Annotated in this window: 29 protein-coding genes and 1 tRNA gene; 12 read left to right on the top strand and 18 right to left on the bottom strand. The window is 73.4% G+C overall.

What is annotated here, in order from left to right:
- Positions 1-67: 67 nt before the first annotated feature.
- From ABZ881_RS00150 to ABZ881_RS00135, 4 genes are read right to left on the bottom strand one after another with little or no spacing between them, the layout of a single operon-like run.
- Positions 68-931, bottom strand: coding sequence for a biotin-dependent carboxyltransferase family protein (locus tag ABZ881_RS00150; RefSeq protein ID WP_358480485.1), 864 nt, complete (start codon positions 929-931; stop codon positions 68-70).
- On the bottom strand, positions 928-1542 hold the full coding sequence (locus tag ABZ881_RS00145; RefSeq protein ID WP_358480483.1) for an allophanate hydrolase subunit 1: 615 nt from the start codon (positions 1540-1542) through the stop codon (positions 928-930). Before ABZ881_RS00145 ends, ABZ881_RS00150 begins: the two co-directional genes overlap by 4 nt.
- The gene (locus ABZ881_RS00140; RefSeq protein WP_358481080.1) at positions 1543-2136 is read right to left on the bottom strand and encodes an FABP family protein; all 594 of its coding nucleotides are present in this window, start codon (positions 2134-2136) and stop codon (positions 1543-1545) included. It lies immediately after the preceding gene.
- 32 nt (positions 2137-2168) lie between these two features.
- Positions 2169-2351, bottom strand: a complete 183-nt coding sequence (locus tag ABZ881_RS00135) for a hypothetical protein (protein ID WP_358480482.1) — start codon at positions 2349-2351, stop codon at positions 2169-2171.
- 140 nt (positions 2352-2491) lie between these two features.
- Between ABZ881_RS00135 and ABZ881_RS00130 the strand changes: the two genes are divergently transcribed.
- The 4 genes from ABZ881_RS00130 to ABZ881_RS00115 all read left to right on the top strand — a co-directional run bounded on the left by ABZ881_RS00130 (position 2492) and on the right by ABZ881_RS00115 (position 7577).
- On the top strand, positions 2492-4033 hold the full coding sequence (locus ABZ881_RS00130) for an FAD-dependent oxidoreductase (protein WP_358480480.1): 1542 nt from the start codon (positions 2492-2494) through the stop codon (positions 4031-4033).
- Between the two features lie 153 nt (positions 4034-4186).
- On the top strand, positions 4187-5125 hold the full coding sequence (locus ABZ881_RS00125) for an alpha/beta hydrolase (protein WP_358480478.1): 939 nt from the start codon (positions 4187-4189) through the stop codon (positions 5123-5125).
- Positions 5126-5226: 101 nt separating this feature from the next.
- Positions 5227-6846: an NAD(P)/FAD-dependent oxidoreductase gene (locus ABZ881_RS00120; protein WP_358480476.1), complete on the top strand. Its 1620-nt coding sequence runs from the start codon at positions 5227-5229 to the stop codon at positions 6844-6846.
- Positions 6847-6929: 83 nt separating this feature from the next.
- The gene (locus tag ABZ881_RS00115) at positions 6930-7577 is read left to right on the top strand and encodes a GntR family transcriptional regulator (protein ID WP_358480474.1); all 648 of its coding nucleotides are present in this window, start codon (positions 6930-6932) and stop codon (positions 7575-7577) included.
- A gap of 124 nt (positions 7578-7701) precedes the next feature.
- Here ABZ881_RS00115 and ABZ881_RS00110 read toward each other — a convergent pair whose 3' ends face one another.
- The 6 genes from ABZ881_RS00110 to ABZ881_RS00085 form a co-directional block, all read right to left on the bottom strand.
- Positions 7702-8001, bottom strand: a complete 300-nt coding sequence (locus ABZ881_RS00110) for a DUF1416 domain-containing protein (protein WP_358480472.1) — start codon at positions 7999-8001, stop codon at positions 7702-7704.
- A gap of 1 nt (position 8002) precedes the next feature.
- Positions 8003-8839 carry a sulfurtransferase gene (locus ABZ881_RS00105; RefSeq protein ID WP_344024880.1) on the bottom strand — a complete coding sequence of 279 codons (837 nt, stop codon included), beginning with the start codon at positions 8837-8839 and terminating at the stop codon, positions 8003-8005.
- A gap of 42 nt (positions 8840-8881) precedes the next feature.
- The gene (locus tag ABZ881_RS00100; protein WP_358480470.1) at positions 8882-9349 is read right to left on the bottom strand and encodes a DUF4395 domain-containing protein; all 468 of its coding nucleotides are present in this window, start codon (positions 9347-9349) and stop codon (positions 8882-8884) included.
- A 67-nt stretch (positions 9350-9416) separates the two neighbouring features.
- Positions 9417-9491, bottom strand: coding sequence for an Ms5788A family Cys-rich leader peptide (locus ABZ881_RS00095; protein WP_358481078.1), 75 nt, complete (start codon positions 9489-9491; stop codon positions 9417-9419).
- A gap of 81 nt (positions 9492-9572) precedes the next feature.
- Positions 9573-10001: a thioredoxin family protein gene (locus ABZ881_RS00090; RefSeq protein ID WP_358480468.1), complete on the bottom strand. Its 429-nt coding sequence runs from the start codon at positions 9999-10001 to the stop codon at positions 9573-9575.
- 15 nt (positions 10002-10016) lie between these two features.
- A complete protein-coding gene (locus tag ABZ881_RS00085; protein WP_358480467.1) occupies positions 10017-10844 on the bottom strand; it encodes a DUF2993 domain-containing protein in 828 nt (275 codons plus the stop codon).
- A 214-nt stretch (positions 10845-11058) separates the two neighbouring features.
- Between ABZ881_RS00085 and ABZ881_RS00080 the strand changes: the two genes are divergently transcribed.
- The 6 genes from ABZ881_RS00080 to pstB all read left to right on the top strand — a co-directional run bounded on the left by ABZ881_RS00080 (position 11059) and on the right by pstB (position 17091).
- Positions 11059-11853 carry a response regulator transcription factor gene (locus tag ABZ881_RS00080; protein WP_358480465.1) on the top strand — a complete coding sequence of 265 codons (795 nt, stop codon included), beginning with the start codon at positions 11059-11061 and terminating at the stop codon, positions 11851-11853.
- Positions 11854-11909: 56 nt separating this feature from the next.
- A complete protein-coding gene (mshD, locus tag ABZ881_RS00075; protein WP_358480463.1) occupies positions 11910-12815 on the top strand; it encodes a mycothiol synthase in 906 nt (301 codons plus the stop codon).
- Positions 12816-12995: 180 nt separating this feature from the next.
- The gene (pstS, locus tag ABZ881_RS00070) at positions 12996-14096 is read left to right on the top strand and encodes a phosphate ABC transporter substrate-binding protein PstS (protein WP_358480461.1); all 1101 of its coding nucleotides are present in this window, start codon (positions 12996-12998) and stop codon (positions 14094-14096) included.
- A gap of 142 nt (positions 14097-14238) precedes the next feature.
- A complete protein-coding gene (gene pstC / locus ABZ881_RS00065) occupies positions 14239-15183 on the top strand; it encodes a phosphate ABC transporter permease subunit PstC (protein WP_358480459.1) in 945 nt (314 codons plus the stop codon).
- Between the two features lies 1 nt (position 15184).
- The gene (pstA, locus tag ABZ881_RS00060; protein WP_358480457.1) at positions 15185-16300 is read left to right on the top strand and encodes a phosphate ABC transporter permease PstA; all 1116 of its coding nucleotides are present in this window, start codon (positions 15185-15187) and stop codon (positions 16298-16300) included.
- An 11-nt stretch (positions 16301-16311) separates the two neighbouring features.
- A complete protein-coding gene (gene pstB / locus ABZ881_RS00055; RefSeq protein ID WP_344024862.1) occupies positions 16312-17091 on the top strand; it encodes a phosphate ABC transporter ATP-binding protein PstB in 780 nt (259 codons plus the stop codon).
- A 63-nt stretch (positions 17092-17154) separates the two neighbouring features.
- Here the strand turns inward: pstB and phoU (ABZ881_RS00050) are convergent, their stop codons facing one another.
- From phoU (ABZ881_RS00050) to ABZ881_RS00020, 7 genes are all read right to left on the bottom strand, one after another.
- Positions 17155-17814: a phosphate signaling complex protein PhoU gene (gene phoU, locus ABZ881_RS00050; RefSeq protein WP_358480456.1), complete on the bottom strand. Its 660-nt coding sequence runs from the start codon at positions 17812-17814 to the stop codon at positions 17155-17157.
- Between the two features lie 73 nt (positions 17815-17887).
- Positions 17888-18067: a dodecin family protein gene (locus ABZ881_RS00045; RefSeq protein WP_358480453.1), complete on the bottom strand. Its 180-nt coding sequence runs from the start codon at positions 18065-18067 to the stop codon at positions 17888-17890.
- 110 nt (positions 18068-18177) lie between these two features.
- A complete protein-coding gene (gene phoU, locus ABZ881_RS00040; protein WP_344024857.1) occupies positions 18178-18834 on the bottom strand; it encodes a phosphate signaling complex protein PhoU in 657 nt (218 codons plus the stop codon).
- Between the two features lie 102 nt (positions 18835-18936).
- On the bottom strand, positions 18937-20814 hold the full coding sequence (locus ABZ881_RS00035) for an LCP family protein (protein ID WP_358480451.1): 1878 nt from the start codon (positions 20812-20814) through the stop codon (positions 18937-18939).
- Positions 20815-21366: 552 nt separating this feature from the next.
- The gene (locus ABZ881_RS00030; RefSeq protein WP_358480449.1) at positions 21367-22242 is read right to left on the bottom strand and encodes a GGDEF domain-containing protein; all 876 of its coding nucleotides are present in this window, start codon (positions 22240-22242) and stop codon (positions 21367-21369) included.
- Positions 22243-22396: 154 nt separating this feature from the next.
- A complete protein-coding gene (dusB, locus tag ABZ881_RS00025; protein ID WP_358480447.1) occupies positions 22397-23554 on the bottom strand; it encodes a tRNA dihydrouridine synthase DusB in 1158 nt (385 codons plus the stop codon).
- A gap of 60 nt (positions 23555-23614) precedes the next feature.
- Positions 23615-24211, bottom strand: a complete 597-nt coding sequence (locus ABZ881_RS00020; protein ID WP_358480446.1) for a superoxide dismutase — start codon at positions 24209-24211, stop codon at positions 23615-23617.
- A gap of 94 nt (positions 24212-24305) precedes the next feature.
- On the opposite strand from ABZ881_RS00020, the gene ABZ881_RS00015 reads away from it, so the two are divergent.
- Positions 24306-24521 carry a hypothetical protein gene (locus ABZ881_RS00015; RefSeq protein WP_358480444.1) on the top strand — a complete coding sequence of 72 codons (216 nt, stop codon included), beginning with the start codon at positions 24306-24308 and terminating at the stop codon, positions 24519-24521.
- A gap of 143 nt (positions 24522-24664) precedes the next feature.
- Positions 24665-24737, top strand: a tRNA-Lys gene (locus tag ABZ881_RS00010).
- A 13-nt stretch (positions 24738-24750) separates the two neighbouring features.
- On the opposite strand, the gene ABZ881_RS00005 is transcribed toward ABZ881_RS00010, so the two are convergent.
- A complete protein-coding gene (locus ABZ881_RS00005; RefSeq protein ID WP_358480442.1) occupies positions 24751-24957 on the bottom strand; it encodes a hypothetical protein in 207 nt (68 codons plus the stop codon).
- Positions 24958-25157: the final 200 nt, after the last annotated feature.

The raw sequence follows: 25157 nt of genomic DNA, 5'->3' as shown, positions 1-25157 counted from the left end.
GATCCGGGCCGGTCACGCCGCGTTCCGCGGAACGCGGACGTGCGCGCTCACCCACCCCGGCACGGTCTCAGCCGAGCACGGTGAACCGGACCCGGGTCCCGGGCGCCGCCTGGGCCAGCAGCGGCAGGTCGTCCGGCTCGACGACCGCGATCACCGGGTAGCCCCCGGTGGTCGGGTGGTCGGCCAGGAACACCACCGGCGGCCCGTCCGGCGGGGCCTGCACCGCACCGGTCACCATGCCCTCGCTGCGCAGCTCGCGGTCCCTGGTGTCCGGGTGTCGCGCCGGCGGCGGGCCGTCCAGTCGCACCCCGATCCGGTTGCCGTCCTGCGACACCGTCCACACCGGACGGACCAGGGCGTCCCGCGGGTCGGCGAACCAGTCGTCGCGGGGGCCGAGCCGGGCGCGCAGCCGGATCGCCGGCCGCGGCACCGACACCGGGACCGGCCCGCCGGCCGGCAGCCCACCGGTCCGGCCGGCGATCGGCAGCAGGTCGCCGTCGGTGAGCGCGGCCGGACCGAGCCCGGACAGCAGGTCGGTGCTCCGGCTGCCCAGCACTGCGGGCACGTCGAGCCCGCCCGCGACCGCGAGGTACACGCGCAGGCCCCCGACCGGGCCTCCGATGTCGAGCACGGCGCCGTCGCGGACGTAGACCGCGGTGTGCGACGCCGCGGGCCTGCCGTCCACCCGGACCGGCGCCGGCGCTCCGGTCACCGCGACGACGCGGCCGCCGTGGGCGCGCAGCCGCAGCCGCCCGCCCAGCAGCTCCAGCCCGGCGGCGCCGTCGTCGTTGCCGACCAGCCGGTTCCCCAGCTCGTAGGCGGGCCGGTCGAGCGCGCCGGACGGCGGCACGCCCAGGTGCGCGTTGCCGGGCCGTCCGCGGTCGGTGACCAGCGCCTGCGGTCCGGTGGCGAGGACCTCCAGCCCGCTCATCGGGCCTCGAACCGCACGCGGTCGCCCGGGGTGAACAGCGCGGGCCGGTCCGCCGCCGGATCGAACAGGACGGTGTCGGTGCGGCCGATCAGCCGCCAGCCGCCGGGGGAGCGGCGCGGGTACACGCAGCTGTAGACGTCGGCGATCCCGACCGAGCCGGCCGGCACCGCGGTCCGCGAGCTCTCCAGCCGCGGCTGCTGTAACGGCCCGGGCAGTCCGGACAGGTAACCGAACCCGGGGGCGAAACCGCAGAAGTCCACCGTGTACTCCGCGCCGCTGTGCAGCGCGACCACCTCGTCCCGGGAGATCCCCGCGGTGTCCGCGACGAGATCGAGATCGGCGCCGTCGTAGGAGACCGGGATCGTGTGCAGCACACCGGTGCCACCGGCCCCGTCGCGCGGGTCGGCGTCGGCGACGGCGGCCCGCACCCGGTCCAGGCCGGCCCCGGCGGAGACCTCCACGAGGACGGTCCGGGCGGCGGGCACGAGCTCGGTCACCTCCGGCAGCCGGGCGGCCCGCACGGCGTCGACGATCGCGGCCACCTCGGCGGCGGTCCGCACCTCGAACAGCAGCGCCCGGCTACCGCACGGACGGGCGATCGCGCCCTCCACCTAGCCGACCACGCGGTGCAGCAGCGCCGAGATGTGCGGCTGCATCGTCTGGCCGACCATCGCCCGCTCGTCGACGTAGGCGAGATCGCCCTGGTTCACCAGGCCGTAGAGCCGCTTCGCCCCGGTGACCTCCTTGGCCGACGGGGTGCGGGCGATCGCGTCGGTCTCGATCTCCCAGGACCGCATGTCGCCCTTCGGCCCGTAGTAGAGCTCGACGATCCCGGTGTTGTGGGCGATCAGCACCTCGACCGAGCCGTCCGGCTGCGGGCGCCAGAAGCCGGTCTCGCGGGCGGCCTGCCGGATGATCCCGCCGTCCGGGTCGAGCAGCCAGGACCGCGACTCGTAGGACAGGAACGGGCGGCCGTCGTGTGCGAAGGTGATCTGCTGTCCGAAGTGGAACGGGCCGTCGATCGTCGGGTAGACGACCTCGCCGGTGCCCCGCCAGGTGCCGACCAGCGGCAGCAGGCCCAGGCAGGCCTCGTTCAGGTCGGGGCCCTCGCGCAAGTTCGCGGTGTCGTCGTCGACCGGCAGGTCCGGCCACTGCGGCCGGTTGCGCTGCGGCGAGTCCGGGGCGGCGTTGGCGGGGCCGGTGATGGTGGTCTGCAGCTGCTCGTCGTCGGGGTCGGTCACGAGTCGCGCTCCTCGGTGTGGTGGTGGTCGTCGGCGTCGTCCGGGACGGGACGGTCCGTGCGCCCGGGCTCGGGGGCGGCGGCGGGCTCGACGACGAACAGGCGCCGGAGCAGCCACCCGGCCCAGGCGGCGGTCCCCGCGGACAGGGCGATCAGCAGCCCGGTGGAGAACCAGTGCACGACGCGCCAGCCTACCGGCCCGCCGGTGCGGGACCCGCCGGGCCGCCGGGGCGGGCGTCCGGCTCTCCACGCGGGTCGGCGCCGTGTGGTCTATTGGTGGTTCGACGTCGGCGAGCGGGTGGCCCGCGACCGGAGGCCCTGTGGACAGCGAGTACGACCTGATCTGCGTCGGTTCGGGGATCGGCGGTTGCGCCGCGGCCGCGGCGGCGGCCGACGCCGGGGCCCGCACCCTGGTGCTGGAGCGCACCGACGTCGTCGGCGGGGTCACCGCCGTCTCGGGCGGCCAGATCTGGATCCCCGGGAACCGCTGGGCCGCCGCGCTGGGCATCGCCGACACCGCCGAGGACGGCGCCCGCTACATCGACGCGGTGGCCGGCGGGCACAACGACCCGGCCCGGACCAGGGCGCTGCTCGGCACGGCCGACGAGGCGCTCGACCTGTTCACCGCCCGGGGCCTGGAGCTGCGGGTGCTCCGCGGCCTGCCCGACTACTACCACCCGCACGCCGCGCACTCCACGGCCGAGGGGCGCTGCCTCGAACCGGTCCCGCTGCCGGCGGACGCGCTCGGCGGGTGGGCCGGCCGGCTGCGGCGGACCGCCGTCTGGAGTGTGGGTGGCGACGGCGGGGCCGGGACGTCGGCGGCCGAGCTGGTGACCGGGCAGGCCCTGGCCGGCCATTTCCTGCGTGCCGCGCTCGGTGCCGGTGCGCAGGTGACGACCGGGGCGCGGGTCACCGGGCTGCGCAGCCGCGACGGTGCGGTGACCGGGGTCGTCCTCGACGACGGTCGGGAGATCGCCGCCCGGCTCGGCGTCGTGCTGGCGACCGGCGCCTACGACCGCAACCGGGAGCTGGTGCACCGGTTCGAGGGGGTGCTCGACGACCACGGGACCGGCTCCCCACCCGGTATCACCGGGGACCATCTCGGCATGGCCGCCGCGCTCGGGGCGTCGATCCGGGCGCTCCCGGCGGCTCGCAACACCGTGCAGGTGGGCTTCCCGACCGGTGAGCCCGACGAGGACGGCGGGCCCCGCTACCGCACGCACTGGGTGGTGCACCCGCACGAGATCATCGTGAACGCGCAGGGTGCGCGGTTCGCCGACGAGAGCTTCTATCCCGCGATCAACGCCGCGCTGCACCACCTGGACGGGGCGTCGCAGCGGCTGCCGAACTGGCCCGCCTGGCTCGTCTACGATCACGATCTCGCCGAACGCGGTGTCGTGCAGGTCGACCCGGGCCGGGTCGTCAGTGCGCCGTCGGTCGAGGAGCTCGCCCGGCGCGCGGGCATCGACGCCGCCGGGCTCGCCGCCACGGTGGCCGGCTACAACGCGGCCTGCGCCCGCGGCCGGGACGACGCCTTCGGCCGCGGCGAGCGGCCCTGGACGCTGTGGATGAGCCGGCTCGCCGGCTCCGGCACCGGCCCGAACCCCACGCTGGGGCCGATCGTGCGGCCGCCGTTCCACGCCGCCCGGCTGGCCCGGGTCCAGGCCGGGCTCGGCTCGGCCGGGCTCGAGGTGGACACCTGCGCGCGGGTGCTCCGCTGGTCCGGCGAGCTGATCCCCGGGCTCTGGGCGGTGGGCAACGCGACCGCCCGCGACGACATGGGGTTCTCGGCGCAGAGCGGCACGTCCAACCTCCGGGGGATGGTCCAGGGGTACCGTGCCGGACGCTCCGCCACGTGCTGACCCGATGATCTTGATGCAGCATGCAGGATGCATTATTCACTCGTTCGGATGTGATGTAACTCGCTGACGCGTTCGTATCTTGTGGTTCCGCCTTTCGGCGCGGGCTATCCGATCCGGACCTGTACGACCCCACATTCACAACGAGGTGAAGCCATGGCGCTCGACGACGCGACGGCAGGATTCCTGGCCCAGATGGCGGAGAGCGGGGCCAAGCCGCTGCACGAGATGACCCCGGTCGAGGCCCGCGAGCTCGGCGGCATGCTGCGGGACATGTACGGCCCCGGTCCCGAGGTCGCGCAGCGGATCGACGAGACCGTCCCGGTCGACGGCGGCAGCATCGGCGTCCGGCTGCTGCTGCCGGAGGACCCGCGGGCGGTCATCGTCTACTACCACGGCGGTGGCTGGGTGATCGGCTCGCTGGACGAGTTCGAGACGCTCGGGCGGAATCTCGTGGCGCGCACCGGCGCCGCCGTCGTGCTCGTCGACTACCGGCTGGCGCCCGAGCACCGCTACCCGACCGCGGCCGAGGACTCCTGGGCCGCGCTGCGCTGGACCGTCGACCACCTCGCGGCCCGCGGCCTGCGGCTGCCGCTGATCGTCGCCGGGGACAGCGCCGGCGGGAACCTCGCCGCGATCATGGCGCAGCGGGCGAAGGCCGAGGGCGGGCCGGAGATCTCGCTGCAGGTGCTGGTCTACCCGGTCACCGACGCCGACGTGGACAACGCCAGCTACACCGACCCGGCCAACCAGCTGATGCTGAGCCGCGACTCGATGATCTGGTTCTGGGACCACTACGCGCCGGACGCCGCGGCCCGGGCCCGGCCCGACGCGTCGCCGCTGCGGGCGGCCGATCTGGCCGGCCTGCCGCCCGCCGTCGTGCTCACCGCCGAGCACGATGTGCTGCGCGACGAGGGCGAGGCCTACGCCGAGAAGCTGCGCGCCGCGGGCGTCCCGGTGCAGAGCCGCCGCTTCGAGGGCCAGATGCACGGCTTCTTCACCTTCGTCAACGTCCTGCCCGGCTCGGCCGCCGGCCTCGACTACGTCGCCGACCAGGTCGAGAAGCACCTCGCCGGCCGCTCGCAGCCGGCCTGAGCCCACCGGCCCGCAGCACGCGCTCCCCACGCCGCACTGCACTCCGATCACTGCACTCCGATCTGCACTCCGATCTGCAACGACGCACGTCAGGAGCAAGCATGTCCAACGAACGGACCGTGGACGCCGTCATCGTCGGTGCCGGACTCGCCGGCCTCTACCAGCTGTACCGGTTGCGCGAGCTCGGGCTGACCACCCGGGTGTTCGAGACCGGGGACGGTGTCGGCGGCACCTGGTACTGGAACCGGTACCCGGGCGCCCGCTGCGACGTCGAGAGCCTCTCCTACTCCTACTCGTTCTCACCCGAGCTGGAACAGGAATGGCAGTGGACCGAGCGCTACCCCAGCCAGCCCGAGATCCTCAGCTACATCGAGCACGTCGCCGACCGGTTCGACCTGCGATCCGGGATCACCTTCCGGACCCGGGTCGTCTCGGCGGTCTTCGACGAGGCGACCAGCCGGTGGCGGGTGGACACCGACACCGGTGAGTCCGTCGACGCCCAGTACCTGATCATGGCAACCGGCTGCCTGTCTCGGGCCAAGGACATCGACATCCCGGGGATCGCCGACTTCCAGGGCGCCACCTACCACACCTCGCGCTGGCCACGGGAGGGCGTGGACTTCACCGGCAAGCGGGTCGCGGTGATCGGAACCGGATCCTCCGGTGTCCAGTCGATCCCGGTCATCGCCGAGCAGGCCGCCGAGCTCACCGTCTTCCAGCGCACCCCCGCCTACTCGCTCGCCGCCCGGAACCGGCCGCTGGAACAGTCCGAGATCGACGAGATGAAGGCCGACTACCGCAACTGGCGGGAGGCGCAGCGCACCTCCGGGTTCGGCGTGCCGGTCGAGCTCGCCACCCAGTCCGCCCACGAGGTGTCGGAGGCCGAGCGGAACGCGAAGTACGAGGCGGGCTGGCGGGAGGGCACGCTCGTCTCGATCCTGGCCGGCTACACCGACACCCTCACCGACGCCGCCGCCAACGAGACCGCCGCCGAGTTCGTCCGGCAGAAGATCCGGGAGCGGGTCCAGGACCCGGAGGTCGCCGAGACACTGTGCCCCAGCACCTACCCGTTCGGCACCAAGCGACCCTGTCTGGACACCGGCTACTACGAGACGTTCAACCTGCCGCACGTCTCGCTCGTCGATCTGCGGCGGACACCGCTGATCGAGGTCACCCCGGCCGGGGTGCGCACCTCCGAGCACGAGTACGGGTTCGATGTCATCGTGTTCGCCACCGGGTTCGACGCGATGACCGGCGCACTCGACTCGATCGACATCCGTGGCCGGGACGGCGTACTGCTCCGGGAGAAGTGGGCGCAGGGTCCGCGCACCTACCTCGGACTGGCCGTCGCCGGGTTCCCCAACCTCTTCACCATCACCGGCCCGTCCAGCCCGTCGGTGCTCTCGAACATGATCGTGTCGATCGAGCAGCACGTCGACTGGATCACCGACTGCATCGTCTCGCTGCGCGAACGGTCGATCGCCGCGATCGAGGCGACGACCGAGGCGGAGGACCAGTGGATCGCCCACGTCGAGGAGGTCGGCAACACCACGCTCTACCCGACCGCGGAGTCCTGGTACATGGGATCGAACGTGCCCGGCAAACCGCGGGTGTTCCTGGCCTACATCGGCGGGGTCGGCTTCTACCGCGAGCAGTGCGACGCGATCGCCGCCGACGGGTACCGCGGGTTCCGGTTGCACGAGGCACTCGCAACGACGTGAGCGACCCTCGCACCCCCGGGGCCGGTGCACCGGACACCGGCCCCGGGGGTGACCGGCCGGAGCCGGGAGAGCATGATTTCCCGGTGTCCTTCGCGATCCCGCCGACCCGGCGCGAGGCGATCACCCGTCAGCTCCGCGGCGAGATCGTCCAGGGCACCCTCGCGCCCGGAACCGTGATCAAGGATGCCGAGCTCGCCGCCCGGCTCGGGGTCAGCATCACCCCGGTCCGGGAGGCCATCGCCCAGCTCGTCGCCGAGGGGCTCGTCGACGTCGCGCCGAACCGGACCCGGCGCATCGCCGACCTGAACGTGCAGGACACCGTCGACCTGTTCGACGTGATGGGCCTGCTCGCCTGCGCCGGCGTCGAGTGGGGCATCGAGAACATCACCGACGAGCACCTGGTCCGGCTGCGCACCCGGCTCGCCGAGTTCGAGGACGCGCTCGCCCGCCACGACGTGACCGTCGCCAACGCCGCCGGATCGGACTTCAGCACCATCCTGATCCTGGCCAGCGGCAACCGAGAGCTGCAGACCCACGTCGATCTCGTGGTGACCCGGACCCAGCGGATGATGGCGCTGAACTGGGACAGCGCCATGTGGACGCCGTGGACCGCGGGCTACCGGGCCGTCCTCGAACTGCTCGAGCGCGGCGACCGGGCGGGCGCCGTCGAGCGGTACCGGCAGATCTACCGGGAGTGCCGGGCGCTGCTCGGCGCCGCCGAGCAGCCCTGACAGCGCGAACGGGCCTCTCCCGGGAACGGATCCCGGGAGAGGCCCGTGCGGCAGGCTCAGGCGACGGTGCTGTCTCGCGCCTTCGCAGGCTCAGGCGACGGTGCTGTCTCGCGCCTTCGCAGGCTCAGGCGACGGTGATCTCCGCCTGGTGCAGTCCCGGCCCGTCGGCGACGAGCTCGGACTGTCCGTTGCCCGAGCGCGACAGCGCCCGGACGGTCCAGGTGCCCGGGGCGGCGAAGAACCGGAAGTCCCCGGACGCCGACGACACCACCTCGGCGGTGAACTCACCGGTGCCGTCGAGCAACCGGACGAACGCGCCGCCGACCGGGTCGCCCCCGGCCACCACGCGTCCGGCCAGCACGGTCTCCTTCTCCAGGTCCGTGCCCGTGGGCAGGCTCACGGTCTGGTCGGGTGCACCACACATGTCACTTCGCTCCCAGCTCGATCGGAACGCCGATCAGCGAGCCGTACTCGGTCCAGCTGCCGTCGTAGTTCTTGACGTCCGCGTGACCGAGCAGCTCGTGCAGCACCACCCAGGTGTGGCTCGAGCGCTCGCCGATCCGGCAGTAGGCGATGGTCGACCGGCCCTCGTCGAAGCCGGCCTCCTTGTACAGCGCGGCCAGCTCCTCGTTGGACCGGAAGGTGCCGTCCTCGTTGGCGGCCTTCGACCACGGGATGTTGATGGCCGACGGGATGTGCCCCGGGCGCTGCGACTGCTCCTGCGGCAGGTGGGCCGGGGCCAGGATCTTCCCGGAGAACTCGTCGGGCGACCGGACGTCGACCAGGTTCTTCGTGTCGATGGCCTCCACGACCTCGTCGCGGAACGCGCGGATCGAGGTGTCGGCCTCCTTCGCGGTGTAGGAGGTCGCCGGGCGGTCCTTGACGTCGGTGGTCAGGGTCCGGCCGTCCAGCTCCCACTTCTTGCGGCCGCCGTCGAGCAGCACGACCTTGTCGTGGCCGTAGAGCTTGAACTCCCAGTAGGCGTAGGCGGCGAACCAGTTGTTGTTGCCGCCGTAGAGCACCACCAGGTCGTCGTTCGAGACGCCCTTGGCGCCGAGCAGCTGCTCGAACTGTTCCTTGGTCACGATGTCGCGGCGGACCGGGTCCTGCAGCTCGTCGGTCCAGTTGACCTTTACCGCGCCGGGGATGTGACCCCCGTCGTAGGCGGTGGTGTCCTCGTCGACCTCGAGGAACACCACCCCGTCGGTCTCCAGGTTCTGCTCCGCCCAGTCGGCGGTGACGAGGACGTCCTCGCGGCTCATGTGTGATCTCTCCCGAATCGTGTCGCGTGAAGGTGTGGACGGTCAGGGGCGCGCGGCGGCGGTGCCGCCACCGCGCAGGCGGGCGAGCAGCCCGTACATCTCGCAGCCCAGGCAGTAGCCGAAGGCCGCGTTGAGGAACGCCGCGACGAGTGCCGCCGCGGCGGCGACGACGCCGAGCGCGGTCAGGCCGGTCAGGTACCCGGCGGCGGCGACGACGGTGAACACCAGCCCGACGGTCTGCGAGAAGCGGACCGGGGCGGCGTCCTCCCACTCGGTGGGCGGCCCCAGCCGCGGCGCGAGCAGCACCCGGTACAGCGCCCCGTACGGGGCGAACCGCATCCCGGCGACGGCGCCGACGGCGAAGACGACGGCCTGCGCGATGGCGAGCAGGCCGCTGCCGCTGACCAGCACCAGCGCCAGGACGACGGTGGTGAGGGCGGCGGAGAACCGGACACCGCGCGGATCGAGCCGAGGCTCGGTGCGCGCGTTCCCGTTGTCCGTGACGGACATGGACACTCCTGGTGAACCGGGTTTCGGCCGGGCGCCCGACGGACGCCGCGGCGGGAGGGCACGCGGGTCAGGAGTCCAGACAGAGGCAGCCGGCGAGGCGGCACAGATCGACTGCGCGGCGTCGGGTCAGCGGCCAGTTCACGCCCCGAGCGTAACCGACCCGGAGCGGCCCGCACACCCCGTGCGGCCGGGCCGTTGCATCACAGTGCGGGAGGGTGTCCGGTCAGGCCGGTGCGGCCGGCAGCGCGTCCGCCAGCTCGTCGGCGCGCGGCACACCGGAGATCCGCAGGATCTCGGCGCCGCCGGAGTCGAAGACGACGGTCGTCGGGGTGCGCAGCACGCCCAGCGTGCGGGCCACCTCGATCCGCTCCGCCACGTCGACCTCGACGTGCGCGAGCCCCGGATCGGCGGCCGCCAGGTCGCCGAGCAACCGCGCGGTCTGCCGGCACGGCGTGCACACCGGCGAGGAGAGCTGCAGCAGCAGGGCGCGCCTGCCGTCCGGCGCGATCCCGGCCAGCTCCCAGCCGCCGGGGCCGGCCGCCCGGGCCGGCGTCGTCGTCCGGACCCGCCCCGAGCGGTTGCGCAGCACCAGACCGGCCACCGTCGCCAGCGCCAGCACCACGATCAGCACGACCAGTCCACCGGTCTGCACGTGCGCCTCCCCGGGTCAGCTGGTGGAGCGGGTGGCCCCGTCCCCGCCGATGTCGAGATCCCGGACCGCCCCGGAGATCTCCAGGACGTTGTACTCCGGAATCGACGCCGACGTCGGCGTGACGCCCAGCGGGAGCGTCCCGGTATCGAGCTCGACGGCCAGCGCGCGCAGCAGCGAGTCGCGCACCGCGGCCGGGACGGGCTCGTTCGTGTCCATCTCCCGCACGTCGCGCGGCACGATCCGCAGCACGCCGTCGGTGACGACGAGCGCGCTCAGTACACCCACCCGGGTGTCCGAGCCGTCCACCGGCAGCTCGGCGACGAACCGGGCGGCGGTTCGCGGGTCGGTGCCGCGCAGGGTCGGGTCGGCACCGGCCCGGATCGCGGTGTCGATCGCGTTCGCGTCGACCTCCTCGACGGTCAGCCGCTCGACGGCGGCGGCCGGCCCGCCGGCCGCGACGACCATCCGCCGGACGTCGTTCGGGCTGATCCGGACGGCCCCCTCGGCGGCGGCCGCGCGGAACTCGGCGGGGCCGGAGCCGACCAGCGCGGACAGCGGGGCGCGCACGCCGTAGAGCTCCGCGCGGACCTCCGGGGTGCGCAGCGGGCCGATCGGCACCCGATCCATGCTCACCTCGACCTTGCCGTAGCGGCCGGTCACCGCCTGGGCCAGGAACGAGAGGCCGGTCACCCGCACGGCCGGGTCCTCCGGCAGGTCGAGGGTCTCGCGCATCTGCCGGGCGATGCCGGACTCCGCCGCGGCACCGGTGCCGAGATCGGCCAGCACCAGCACGGCGGCCACGGCCAGCGCGGCGGCGAGCGCCCGCTTCACGGTGCCTCCCACGTGCGGTGCCTCCCTGTGGCGGGGTCGGGACCCCCGAACGGTAGAGACCGGACCGTCCGCCCCTGCGCCCGGCCCCCGACCTGCCCGGAAGGGCAGGTCCGGGTGCATCGATCAGCGGATCGATACACCTGCCGGGCGTGAGGGAGATCGCGATCCGGCTGACCAGCGCGTGACGTGGCGGTATCGTCTGCGTATCGCGCGAGAGGAGGAGTCCATGGAACTGCTCCTGCTGACCACGGCTCCCGACGCGGCAGCGGTGCTGCCCGCCCTGTCCCTGCTTCCGCACAACGTCCGGACCGCGGCGCCCGAGGTGGCCGCACTGCTCGACGCCGGCCCGCACGACGCGGTCCTGGTCGACGCCCGCAGCGACCTGGTGGCTGCCCGGAGCCTGTGCCGCCTGCTCGGCAGCACCGGGACCGACGTGCCGGTCATCGCCGTACTCAACGAGGGCGGTCTGGTGGCCGTGTCCGGGGAGTGGGTGGTGGACGAGATCCTGCTGCCGGACACCGGCCCCGCCGAGGTGGACGCGCGACTGCGGCTGCTGCGCTCGCGGCCCGGTGCGGAGTCCGCCTCCGGCGGCGGCGCGCTGGTGCTCGGCGAGCTGGTGATCGACGAGGCCACCTACTCGGCCCGGCTCAAGGGGCGCCTGCTCGAGCTCACCTACAAGGAGTTCGAGCTGCTCAAGTACCTCGCACAGCACGCCGGCCGGGTGTTCACCAGGGCCCAGCTGCTGCAGGAGGTCTGGGGGTACGACTTCTTCGGTGGCACCCGGACGGTCGACGTCCACGTGCGGCGGTTGCGGGCCAAGCTCGGCGGGGAGCACGAGCAGATGATCGGCACCGTGCGCAACGTCGGCTACAAGTTCGTCCGGCCGTCCCGCGGCGGTCTCACCGCCCCGCCGGACCCGGAGGGCGAGACCGATCCCGAACCCGCCGACCGTCGTCTCCCCGGAGTGGCCCGTCCGACCCCCCCGGGCCGGACCACCCCGGGGGCACTCTCCTCGCGCTGACCGACGCCGACACCGATACCGACGCCGTCGACCGGGTGGGCACTAGGGTCCGGTCCGTGGATCCGCAGGTGCTCACCCGACTCGACACCGACACCGCCGCCGCGGTGCACGAACTGCTCGCCGCCGCATCGCGCGCGGACGGCGCGGAGCCGTTGTCCGAGGTGTTCCTGCGCAATCTGCGCCCCGGCGCGACCGCGGACGGGGTGCTGCACCTGGTCAGCGGCACCGGCGGTGCCGGAGACGTCGCGGTCGACGGGTACGCCCAGCTCGACGGCGGGTACGCCGAGCTGGCGGTGCACCCGGACCGGCGCCGGCGCGGGATCGGCAGCGCCCTGGTCGCGGCGCTGGAGGCGGCGACGCCCGATCCGCACGTGTGGGCGCACGGCGACCTGGACGCCGCGAAGGCGCTCGCCGCGGCCCGCGGCTACCGCCGGGACCGGGTGCTGTGGCAGATGCGCCGCCCGTTGGCCGGGCCGGACGCGCCGGCGCTGCCCGAGGTGGAGCTCCCCGACGGCGTCACCCTCCGCTCGTTCGTCCCCGGCCGGGACGACGCCGAGTTCCTGCGGGTCAACAACGCCGCCTTCGACTGGCATCCCGAGCAGGGCGGCTGGACCGGCGACGAGCTCGCCGCCCGGCAGGCCGAGGACTGGTTCGACGCCGACGGGTTCCTGCTGGCCACCGACCCGTCCGGCACGCTGCTGGGCTACCACTGGACCAAGGTGCATCCCGCCGCGGGCGACGAGCCCGCGATGGGCGAGGTCTACGTGCTCGGCGTCGACCCGGCCGCGCACGGCCGCGGCCTGGGCCGGGTGCTGACCCTGGCCGGGCTGCACCACCTGCGCGATCGCGGGCTCGGCATCGTGCTGCTCTACGTCGAGGCCGACAACGCCCCCGCCGTCCGGGTCTACGAGCGGCTCGGCTTCGGGGTGCACGCCGCCGACGTCAACTACACCCGGGAGTGAGCATCGCCCGGTCGCCGCTCGTCGATCGTGTGACACGGATCCCCCGACCGGCGGTCCTGTTCATTCCACGTTCATCTTCCGTGGGTCCTGCGTCCAACGGCGGCTCCTAGCGTCTGCGCTCGGACGGCCACCCCGGGCCGTCATCCCGAACGGCACCTGCCGACCACGGAGGAACCTGCAGTGAAGACGAAGCGGCGCGCGCCCCGGGCGCGCCTGGCGGCCGTCGGCGTCGCCACCACATGTGCGCTGTTCGTCGCCGGCTGTGCCGCGGCGAACGAGGGTGGCGGCGCGGCCGAGGGCGAGGGCGTCTCCGGCACGATCTCGGGCGCCGGTGCGAGCTCGCAGCAGGCCGCGATGCAGGCGTGGATCGCCGGGTTCGGCGACGCCAACCCGGGTGCGACCGTGAACTACGACCCGGTCGGCTCCGGCGGCGGCCGCACCCAGTTCATCCAGGGCGGCGTGCAGTTCGCCGGCTCGGACGCCTACCTCCACGACGAGCAGCTGGACGAGGCCCGCCAGCGCTGCGGCGGCTCGGTCATCGAGATCCCGAACTACGTCTCGCCGATCGCGATCGTCTTCAAGCTCGACGGCGTGCAGGACCTCAGCCTCTCCCCGGCCACCATCGCCGGGATCTTCCGGGGCGAGATCACCGCCTGGAACGACCCGGCGATCGTCGCCGACAATCCCGGCGTCACGCTCCCGGCCACCACCGTCACCCCGGTGCACCGCTCCGACGAGTCGGGCACCACCGAGAACCTCACCGACTTCCTGAACCAGGCCGCGCCGGACGTCTGGACCGACGAGGCCGACGGCAACTGGCCGATCCAGGGCGGCGAGGCCGCCCAGGGCACCTCCGGCGTGATCGGTGCGGTGAACGCGGGCAACGGCACCATCGGCTACGCCGACGCCTCGCAGGCCGGTGACCTGGGCCAGGCGAACGTCAAGCTGGGCGACCAGGACGTGGCGCCGACCGCCGAGGCCGCCGCGCAGATCTTCGAGGAGTCCCAGCGGGTCGAGGGCCAGGGCGACGGCTCGTTCGCCTACGAGCTCAACCGGACCGCCGCCGGCGGCGCCTATCCGGTCGTGCTGGTGTCCTACCTGATCGCCTGCCCGACCTACCCGGACCAGGCGCAGGCCGACGTGGCGAAGGCGTTCCTGAGCTACGTCGTCAGCGCCGAGGGCCAGGAGGCCGCGGCCCGGGCCGCCGGTTCCGCCCCGCTCTCGGACACCCTGCGCGGCGAGATCACGCCCGTGATCGACAGCATCTCGGCCGGTGGCTGAGCGGGTCCTGCGACCACTGGAGATCGAGTCGTATGTCATCTAGCCAGGAGCCCCGGGCGGTGTTCATCATGGACGCGCGGCCCGGGGCTCCGGGTGCCGTTCCGACCCTGCCCAGCGCACGTCCGCACATCCAGGGATCACTGTGACCACCACTCACGCCCCGTCTGAGCGCCCTGCCGGAAAGCCGGTCTCGCAGCTCGGTGACCGCATCTTCGCCGGCTCCGCGAAAGGCGCCGGGATCCTGATCCTGGTCGTCCTGGCCGGGGTCGCGGCCTTCCTGCTCATCGAGGCCTTCCCGGCGATCACCGCCTCCGAGTCGGAGCTGCCCGGCGGGATCGTCCTCTACGTCGCCCCGCTGATCTTCGGCACGCTGCTCAGCGCGGTGATCGCGCTGGTGGTGGCGACCCCGCTGGCCGTCATGGTGGCCCTGTTCATCAGCCACTACGCCCCGCGCAGGCTGTCCCAGGGGCTCAGCTACATCGTGGACCTGCTCGCCGCGGTCCCCTCGATCGTGTACGGCCTGTGGGGCGCCTGGACGCTGGCGCCGCTCTCGGTCGGCCTGTCCACCTGGCTCGCCGACAACCTCGGCTGGATCCCGCTGTTCGCCGGCCCGCCGTCGACCACCGGCCGCACCATGCTGGTCGTCGGGCTGGTGCTGGCGGTGATGATCCTGCCAATCATCACCGCGGTCGCCCGCGAGGTCTTCCTGCAGGCACCGAAGCTGCACGAGGAGGCCGCGCTGGCGCTCGGTGCCACCCGGTGGGAGATGATCCGGCTCGCGGTCCTGCCGTTCGGCCGCTCCGGCATCATCTCCGGCGCGATGCTGGGTCTGGGTCGCGCGCTCGGCGAGACGATGGCCGTCGCGATGATCCTCTCCGTGTCCGGGGCGATCACCTTCAACCTGATCAGCTCCGAGAACCCGGCGACGATCGCGGCGAACATCGCGCTGCAGTTCCCGGAGGCGTCCGGGCTGACCGTCAACGTGCTGATCGCGTCCGGTCTGGTGCTCTTCGTGATCACCCTCCTGGTCAACATGCTCGCCCGCTACATCGTCGAGCGCCGCCGCGACTTCTCCGGAGCGAACTGAGATGTCCACCGGAACCGAACCCGACCGCACCGAAGAGGTCCCCGTGACCGGAACCGGGCTGGAGGCCCCCGCCTCTGCCACGCCGGCGGTGCTGCGCCGCAAGGGCAGCCTGCCGCGGTGGGCGCCGCTGGGCATCCTCGCCGTCACCGCCGCCGTCATGGCCGGCGTGGTGGTGGCGATCGGCTCCGGCGTCGGGTTGTGGCTGTTCTTCACCGCGGTCGTGTACGCGGGTGCCACCTACACCGCGTCACGGATCGTCGAGGGCGCCCGCAAGGCCGCCGACCGGCTGGTCACGGTCGTGGTGACCAGCGCTTTCCTGCTCGCGATGATCCCGCTGGTCTCGGTGCTCTACACCGTGGTCAGCCAGGGCTGGGAGCGGTTCGACGCCACCTTCTTCACCAACTCGATGCGGGGCGTGGTCGGCGAGGGCGGCGGTGCGCTGCACGCCATCCAGGGCACCCTGATCATCACCGGGCTGGCGGCGGCCATGTCCATCCCGGTCGGCGTGCTGACCGCCATCTACCTGGTCGAGTACGGCAACAACTCGCGGCTGGCCCGGGCGATCACCTTCTTCGTCGACGTCATGACGGGCATCCCGTCGATCGTCGCCGGCCTGTTCGCCTATGCGCTGTTCGCGCTGCTGCTCGGCCCGGGTGTGCGGTTCGGCTTCGTCGGCGCCGTCGCGCTCACCGTGCTGATGATCCCGATCGTGGTGCGCTCCACCGAGGAGATGCTCAAGATCGTCCCGAACGAGCTGCGCGAGGCGTCGTTCGCGCTGGGCGTGCCGAAGTGGCGGACGATCCTCAAGGTCGTCATCCCGACGACGGCGGGCGGCATCGCCACCGGCATCACCCTGGCGATCGCCCGGGTGATCGGCGAGACGGCGCCGCTGCTGGTCACCGTCGGCCTCGCGACCGGGGTGAACCTCAACCCGTTCGACGGCCGGATGGCGACCCTGCCGGTGTTCTCCTACTACTCCTACGCGGTGCCCGGCGTGCCCCGTGAGCCGTTCCTCGACCGGGCGTGGACCGCGGCCCTGGTGCTGATGCTCATCGTGATGGTGCTGAACGTCGTCGCCCGGCTGATCTCGAAGTTTTTCGCCCCGAAGACCCGATAGGACATCCCGCCATGGGTAAGAGCGTCGAAGCCAAGAACCTGAACATCTACTACGGCTCGTTCCTCGCGGTCGAGGGCGTCAACATGACGATCAACCCGAAGACGGTCACCGCGCTGATCGGGCCGTCCGGCTGCGGCAAGTCGACCTTCCTGCGCTCGATCAACCGGATGCACGAGAACATCCCGGGCGCCCGCGTCGAGGGCAGGCTCGAGCTGGACGGCCAGGATCTGTACGGGGCGAACGTCGACCCGGTCGGCGTACGCCGGCAGATCGGCATGGTGTTCCAGCGGCCGAACCCGTTCCCCACGATGTCGATCTACGACAACGTGATCGCCGGGATGAAGCTGAACAACCGCCGGGCGTCGCGGGCCGAGTTCGACGACACCGTCGAGCGCTCGCTGCGCGGCGCGAACCTGTGGAACGAGGTCAAGGACCGCCTCGAGAAGCCCGGTTCCGGCCTGTCCGGCGGCCAGCAGCAGCGGCTGTGCATCGCCCGCGCGATCGCAGTGCGCCCGGACGTGCTGCTGATGGACGAGCCGTGCTCGGCGCTGGACCCGATCTCCACGCTGGCGATCGAGGACCTGATCAACGAGCTGAAGAACGACTACACGATCGTCATCGTGACCCACAACATGCAGCAGGCCGCCCGGGTCAGCGACTTCACCGGCTTCTTCAACATCGAGGGCACCGGCAAGCCCGGCAAGCTGGTCGAGATCGACGAGACCAAGACGATCTTCTCCCAGCCGTCGCAGAAGGCCACCGAGGACTACGTCTCCGGCCGCTTCGGCTGAGCCGGCCCCGGCCCGTCCGGCCCCGGTGTCCCGCGTGGGGTGCGGGGGCCGACCCGTGTCCGGTCAGAGGGTGACCTCGTCCGGGGTGGCCCCGGTGACCGCGTAGACGACGTGATTCGCCAGGTGCACGCAGTGGTCGGCGTAGCGCTCGTGGAACCGGGCCAGCAGCGCGGCGTCCACCGCGGCCGGCACGCCGGCCGCCCAGGTGGGCCCGAACATCAGCTCGAACACCGAGCGGTGCACCTCGTCGATCGCGTCGTCGTCGGACTCCAGCTCGCAGGCGAGGACGACGTTGCGGGTGCGGAGCACTGTGACGGCCTTGTGCCCCAGCGCGGTGACCAGCGTGCCGTACTCGGTGAACAGCTCGACGGCCTGCTCGGGCAGCGCCGGCCGGTCACCGGCCCGGACGACCACCTCGGCGACGTGCCGGGCCAGATCACCCATCCGCTCCAGCTGCTGCGAGCAGCGCAGCGCGGTGATCACCGACCGCAGCGGGCTCACCATCGGCTGGTGCAGCGCCATCGTCTCGACGGCCAGCAGCTCGATCGCGGCCCGGTGCCCGTCGATAATGTGGTCGCGGGCGACGACCTGCTCGGCCAGCCGGCGACGGTTGTGCAGGAGCGCCTCGGAGGCGTTGCGGAACGCCGTCACGACCAGCGGGCCCATCTCGTCGAGCATGGCCTGCAGCTGCGTCAGGTTGTCGTCGAGTGTCTCCCTGCGCATGCCCACGACCTTAGATCGGCCCGGACGGCGGCCTCGCCGGGACTGCGATGAACGGTCGGTGAACGAGCGGCGCTTACCGGCCGCTCAGGCGGCCATCCGCCACGCCGACCCGCAGGTCGACCTGGAAACGCTCGGTCGAGGCGAGCACGGTGGAGCGCACACCGGTGACCTCGAACCACTCGAGGGACTGCCCGGCCCGGCCGACGCCGTTCCGGATCGCCTCCTCGACGCTCTCGTCCGACGTGCCGGTCACCTCGGTGACGACACACCCCGCGTGTTCCATGGCTCAGGTGTGCCCCGGCCGTCTCACCGCCAAACGCGATCCGGCCGGCACCGGGGTTCCCGCGCGCCGTGCGGCGACCCTCAGACGGCCAGCGGGCCCGGCATCTGGCCGGTCACGACGTAGACGATCCGCCGGGCGACGGCCACCGCGTGATCTGCGTAACGCTCGTAGAACCGGGCGAGCAGCGCGACGTCGACGGCGGCGGACACCCCGTGCGTCCAGTTGCGGTCCATCAGCACGGTGAACATGTGCTGATGGAGGTCGTCCATCTCGTCGTCGTCGACCTCCAGCTCGGTCGCCGCCTCCAGGTCCCGGCTCCGGATCACCCGGCCCGCCTTCTCGGCCAGCGCCACCCCGACCCGGCCCATCTCGGTGAAGTACGGCTTGACCTCGTCGGGCAGCACCGACTGCGGGTGCCGCCGCCGGGCCGCCTGCGCCACGTGCAGGGCGAGATCGCCCATCCGCTCGATGTCACCCGCACCGTGGATCGCGGCGACGACGACCCGCAGGTCGGTCGCCACCGGGGCCTGCAGCGCGAGCAGCCCGAACGCCCGGTGCTCGGCGGTCGCACGGACCCCGTCGATCCGGACGTCCTCGGAGATGACCTGTTCGGCGAGCTGCAGATCGGCCTCGAGCAGCGAGCGGGTCGCGCGGTCCATGGCGGCGGCGACGTCGTCGCACATCCCCGCCAGGCCGGACGCCAGCTCGTCCAGCTGCTCCTGGTACGTGTCGCGCATGCCCCGAGCCTAGAGCCGGTGTCGACCCCGGTCAGCCTCGGCGGATGAACCCACGATGAACGGTGTCCGACGTCCGGAGGGTCCGGGGCCCCGCCGCAGCGCTCAGTAACAGTCGGCGTCGTCGGCCGGGACGGCCTGCACCGGGGCGGTGCCGGTCGCCCCGACGACGATCTCCAGCCGTCCGCTGCCGGTCGGGTCCGGTGCGGGCCACGCCCCGGGGAGCACGCCGACGAGCGTGCCCGCCGCGTCGGTCCGGTCGGGGGAGTAGCGGACCGTCGCGCCCTCGGCGGGATCGCCGGTGCGGACCGCGCCGATCTCGTAGCCGCGCTCCCGCAGGTTCTCGGCGATCCGGTCGACCGAGCCGGGGGAGCCGGTGGCGTCGACCAGGTCGACGACCGTCCCGGCGGTAGCCGGGGCGGCGGCGGACCGGGCGGCCGGCGCGGTCGCCGACTCGGGCAGCGGCTCGTGCTTGCGCAGCGCGGCGAACAGCGCCCGCGCGTCGCTGCGCTGCAGCTCCAGATGCCCGCGGGTGTTCGGCGTCTCGGAGACCGGCAGGCCCAGGAACAGCGGGGTGCTCCTGTCGCCTGCGGTGCCGGCCCGGCCGAGGCCGCGGGCCAGGGTCAGGATCTCCCCGGCGTCGACACCGTCGGCGACGATCGCCGCCGACACACCCTCGGCGGCCCGGCCGGCGGCCCCCGGGGTGAGCAGCGAGGTCGTGGAGAGGGCGTCGCCCAGCGCGGCGCCGAGCACCCGCTGCTGGCGCTGCACCCGGTTCGCGGGGGAGCTGTCGGCGGTCGCGGCGGCGGCGGCGAACCGGAGGGCGAGCGGGCCGTCCAGCGGGACCGAGCCCGAACCCTCGACGACCGGCCCGAGCACCGGATCGACCACCGGGCGCTCGGTGCAGACCCGGATCCCGCCGACGGCGTCGACCAGCTCCGGGGTGCCCGCCAGGTCGAGCGCGACGACACCGGTCACCGGGATGCCGGTGAGCTGCTGCACGACGCCGACGGTGCAGGCCGGGCCGCCGACGTCGTAGGCGGTCGCGAACGCCGTCCGCGACTCGGCCGGGACGGTGTCGCCGTAGCTGCCGGTCGCCGCGTCCCAGCGGTCGCACGGCGGCCGAGCCACCTCGAGCGTCGCGGGCACCGACAGGGTCACCGGCTGGCCGCCGCCCGCCGGCTGGTGGACCAGGACCGCGGTGTCGCTGCGGGCCGACTCCGGTGCGTCCGCGCGCTCCGCCTGCAGGCCCAGGACCAGGATGTTCCGGTCGCCGGCCTGGGTGTCGGCGTCCAGTATCGCGTCGGAGTCCGGGGCGAGCGCCGCGGCCGACCGGATCCCGTCGTACACCTGGCCGCGGGCGCTGAACCCGAACGCGGTCGTGACCAGGACCAGCGCGGCCGCCGCGGCCGCACCGATCCGGGCCCAGCGCCGGTGGTCGGGGCGGGTGGGCGTGGCCCCGGTCGCTTCCGTCGCGCCGCCTGCTGTTGCGCTGCCTGTCGTCGCGCCGGCTGCCGTCGCGCTGCTTGCTGTTGCCCCGGCTGCTGTTGGTCCGGCCGCGGCCGCTCCGGTCACCGGTGCGCCGGTCACGGTGGCTCCGGCCGGGTTGCCTGCGTCCGCTGCGTTGCCCGGCCCGGCCGCCACACCCGTCCCGCCCGGCGCACCGGCGGGTGGCTCGTCGGCGACCTCGTCGGCGTAGCGGCGGCGCAGCCTGCGGGGCACCGCCGAGATCAGGGTCTCCCGGGAGTCGGTGGCGCTCCGGGCGGGCGCCTTGCCGGCCGCCTTCCGGCCCTCCGCCGCGCGTTCCGGTGCGGCCGCGCGTTCACCTGCACCGCGTTCCGGAGTGGCGCGTTCCGGTCCGGGGCCGCGTCCCGGCGCAGCGGCCGGCTCCGGCGCGGCGCGGCGGTCACCGTTCGGCGCGTCGTCGGGCCCGGTGCGGGCCGGTCCTGTCGGTGCTGCCGCCGGCCGGTCGGTGGCGGGCACGCCGCCGGTGCTGCCGGCCGGGCCGGGGCGGCCGGCAGCGCCGGTCGTGGGGACTGCCGGGCCGGGGCCAGCAGGATCGTGGCCGCCGGTGCCGACCGGCCGGGGGAGGCCGGGTGGCGGTGTGGCCGGGCCGGACCGCGCCGGGCCACGGCCGGGCACCACCGACCCGGGCATGCCGGGGGCCGGCGTCGTGGGGGCGGGCCCGGCCGGACCGGACCCGGTGGGTGCCGGGCCACCCGGACGGGAACCGCCAGGTGCGGGGCCACCGGGGTGCCGGGGCACCCGGCCACCGCGCACCCGTCGCACACCGGCCGGTGGGACGGGGCCGGGCGGCACCTGCCGGCCGGAGCCGGTGGGCGGAGGCGGCGACCCGGGCCGGCCGTCCGCGGGCTGGTCCGGCGGATCGGCGGCATCGGCCCTGCGGCGGGTACGCCGGGGCCGGTGGCCGTCGTCGTCGCCGTCCTGCACCGGGCCTCCTCCTCGCGCGGCCGTTCCCGGCGCGCTCGCCGTCCGTGTCGGGGGACGCGGACGACCGGATCCTGCGCGGTGAGTCTATTCAGCCGTCAGCGGGGCCGGTGGCCCGGGGCGGCCGCCGTGTACGTCCGGTTGGGGGATCGACCTGCGTCCGGATGCCGCACCGGCGAGCACCACGCGACCGCCCGGGCCACGGTGCGCGACGGCGTTGCGGCCCGCCTGCTTGGCCGTGTAGAGCAGCAGGTCGGCCTCGGCGACCAGCGGGTCCACCGCCGCGTCCCCGGGGCCGGTGTGCGCGATGCCGATGCTGATCGTCATCCGCAGCTCGGGGTGGAGCTCGGACCAGTCGTGGGCGGCCACCCGCTCGCGGGCCGCCTCGCAGGCCGCGACGCCCTCGTCCGGGCCGAGACCGGGCAGCACCAGGGCGAACTCCTCGCCGCCGTACCGGGCGCAGAACGCGCCCCGGGGCAGCGCCCGGCCGAGCTCGAGCACGATCCGCTGCAGGACCCGGTCGCCGAAGGGGTGCCCGTGGGTGTCGTTGACCAGCTTGAAGTGGTCGATGTCGGCGAGCGCCAGGCAGACCTGCCGGTCGGCGCCGAGCAGGTCGGCGAGCGTCTCGTCCAGGTAGCGCCGGTTGTAGGAGGCGGTCAGGCTGTCCCGGCGGCTCTGCTCGTGCGCCTCGGCGTGCTCGCGACGCAGCCGGTCCAGCTCGTCCTCGACCACCGCGGCGCCGTTCAGCAGCCGGACCGCCTCGCGCAGATGCAGATACGCCTGCTCGAACCGGTCGTGGGCGGCGAGCCGCTCCGCGGCGGCGGTGTGCAGCGCGGCCCGGGCGGTGGGCGTCGTCGGCGGGACGTCACCGATCCCGGGATCGGGGGCGACGTCGGTGGGCGGCAGCGCCGCGCGCCGTGCGGAGCGCACCAGGTTGCGCACCGTCCAGGCCGTGTCGGTCACCGTCCACCTCCCGTCTCGTCGATCATCACCGGTGTTATCGGTGCGACGATTGTGGTGCTTGAGGCGCATGATGATTCGGTACCCGTTCGGCGTGTCCGGTTCCCCCGGCCCGGGGACGGACCCGTCGCCCCGGGGTGGCCCGGACACTCGGTGATCAGCCGCCGGAGTGTTCCAGGTCCGCACCGAAGGGGACGGACGGGTCGTCCGGGTCGTCGAGCCAGTGCTCCGGGAGCACCACCCGGCCGGGGGAGCCCTGACGGCCACGCGGGCCGTCGGCGTCCGCCGGGAAGGGCTCGTGCGGGTCCAGCTCGGCCAGCAGGTCGTCGAGATGCCCGATCGAGGTGACCATGCCCAGGCTGCGGCGCAGGTCCGAGCCGACCGGGAAGCCCTTGAGGTACCAGGCGACGTGCTTGCGGACGTCGCGGATGCCCTTGTGGTCGCCCATGTGCTCGCAGAGCAGCACGGCGTGCCGGCGCAGGGTCGCCGCGACCTGGCCGAGGTTCGGCGGGGCGGGCAGCTCGCGCCCGGCGAACGCCGCCTCCAGGTCGCCGAACAGCCACGGCCGGCCCAGGCAGCCCCGGCCGACCACGACGCCGTCGCACCCGGTGCGCGCGACCATGTCCAGCGCGTCCTGCGCGGAGAAGATGTCGCCGTTGCCGAGCACCGGGACGTGCGCCGGCACGGCCTCGCGCAGCCGGGCGATTGCGCTCCAGTCGGCGGCGCCGGAGTACCGCTGGGACGCGGTGCGGGCGTGCAGCGCGACGGCGACCGCGCCCGAGCCGACCGCGATCCGGGCGGCCTCGAGGTGGGTGTGGTGCTCGTCGTCGATGCCGATCCGCATCTTGACGGTGACCGGCCGGTCGCCCGCCCCCTCGACCGCGGCCCGCACGATCCGCTCGAACAGCTTCCGCTTGAACGGCAGCGCGGCGCCGCCGCCGCGACGGGTGACCTTCGGGACCGGGCAGCCGAAGTTCATGTCGATGTGGTCGGCGAGATCGCGCTCGACGATCATCTCGGCGGCCCGGCGCATCGACGCCGGATCGACGCCGTAGAGCTGCATCGAACGGGGGTGCTCGTCGCCGTCGAAGGCGATCATGCGGAAGGTGAGCGGGTTCTTCTCCACCAGCCCGCGGGCGGTGATCATCTCGCAGACGTAGTAGCCGGCGCCCTGCTCCCGACACAGACGGCGGAAACCGGCGTTCGTGATACCGGCCATCGGTGCGAGCACCACCGGCGGGTCGACCGCGTAGGGGCCGATCCGCAACGGTGGCAGCACGCGTCCGCGACGGGCGGGGGCGTACTGCACGGTCACACCGACGATTGTCCCAGGTGCGTCCCGCGCGTCGCGCCCCGCCCGCCGACGGGGGACGGATCAGAAGTCGACGGTCACGCAGCCCGGGCGGCCACCGGCGGTGCCGGCGTGCCCGGCGTGGGTCGCGGTGGGCTCCTCGTGCAGGATCACCGACTCCGCGCGGCGGTCGTCCGGGAACGTCCACGGGACGGTGCTCGTCGACTCGCCGGCGCCGGTCCCGTCGGTGTCGACGTCGAGCCAGATCTCGTTCTGCGGGTTCGCGTACGCCGGGTCGACGCTCGGCGTGACCGGGTCCTCGGAGAACTGGTAGTGCGGGCCGGCGTCGGCGCCGGCCTCGGGCGTGCACGCCTGGGTGTGCGCGTGCGAGCCGTACGTGCGGTTCGGCTGGAGGCCGGTCACCCGCAGCGTGGTCGTCGTCGAGCCCTCGCTCTCCTCGCTCGTCACCTCGACGGTCGCGCCCACCGGGACGAGCTCGGTGTCGTAGGTGTAGGCGGGACCCTCGCCGCCCTCGGCGAACGTGGCGGAGACCTGGACGGTCTGCCCGGCCGTGGTCTCGGCCTGCTGGTCGTCGCCGTTCCCGTTGCCGCCGCAGGCGGTGACGAGGAGCGCGGCCGCGCCGAGCATCGCGAGCCGGGTGGTCGTACCTCGGAACCTCATGCCCCGATGGTGCGCCGAACCGGACCTTCGGGCCGGATCCGCCACGCCGTCGTGGCCCGGATCCACCGGGTCGGGTGTCCGCTACCGTTGCCGAGTGACTACCGATGTGGTCGAGCGCACCGATGATCTCCCCGACCCGCTGGACGCGGTCGCCGAGCCGGTCAGCTGCGTCCGTTGCTCCACCGGGGCGCTCCTGACGATCGTCGGGCGCTGCGCGGACTGCATCTCCGACATGGGCCGCAATCACCCGGACGAGCGCGAGGCGTGGAAGCGGGAGCTCACCGAGGCGATCGAGAGCCGCGGCGAGTAGCCGGCACCTCCCCGTCCGGAGGTGTCGCGTTGACGAGATCGGTGCCGCCCGGCTGTACGATGTGACCCGGGATCGCCGAGACCGTCCGGGGGACAGATCATCCGGCGGCGGTTCCGCCCCGGCGTCGGTCGGGGTGGTTTCTGGGGCCTCTAGCTCAATCGGCAGAGCAGCGGACTTTTAATCCGCGGGTTCGGGGTTCGATCCCCCGGGGGCCCACACAATGACCAGGTCAAGGCGATGCGTCCGGTTCGTCTTCAAGATCAGAGTAGGGTTTTGGGGCAGTTTTCGTGTCCTCGGCGAACATGTCCTCCAGGACGTCGGCGGTCTGACGGTCGGTGAGCCGCCGCCCGAGATAGCGGCCCTGGGTCATGCTGATCTTCGCGTGACCGAGCTGGTTGATGGCGCTAGTCGAGTATCCCCAGAGGCGATAGATCAACTTCCCCAGGTGGGATAGAGCGTATTGCTCGGGGCCCGGTGTCGCCAGTGGTGTAGTTGTGGGTGTTGGTCAGGCTCGGCGTAGTGGGATCACGCCGGGTTCGGGGACGCTCGGGCGCGCAGCCTGTGGGGTGGTCAGCAGCGCGACGATCGAGACGGGTTCACCGCAGTGTGGACAGGCTTTGGTCGCGACCGGTGCCG

The sequence above is a fragment of the Pseudonocardia sp. NPDC046786 genome (genome assembly GCF_040645415.1).
GTDB lineage: Bacteria > Actinomycetota > Actinomycetes > Mycobacteriales > Pseudonocardiaceae > Pseudonocardia > Pseudonocardia kongjuensis.
This window is presented reverse-complemented; position numbering and strand designations above follow the sequence as displayed.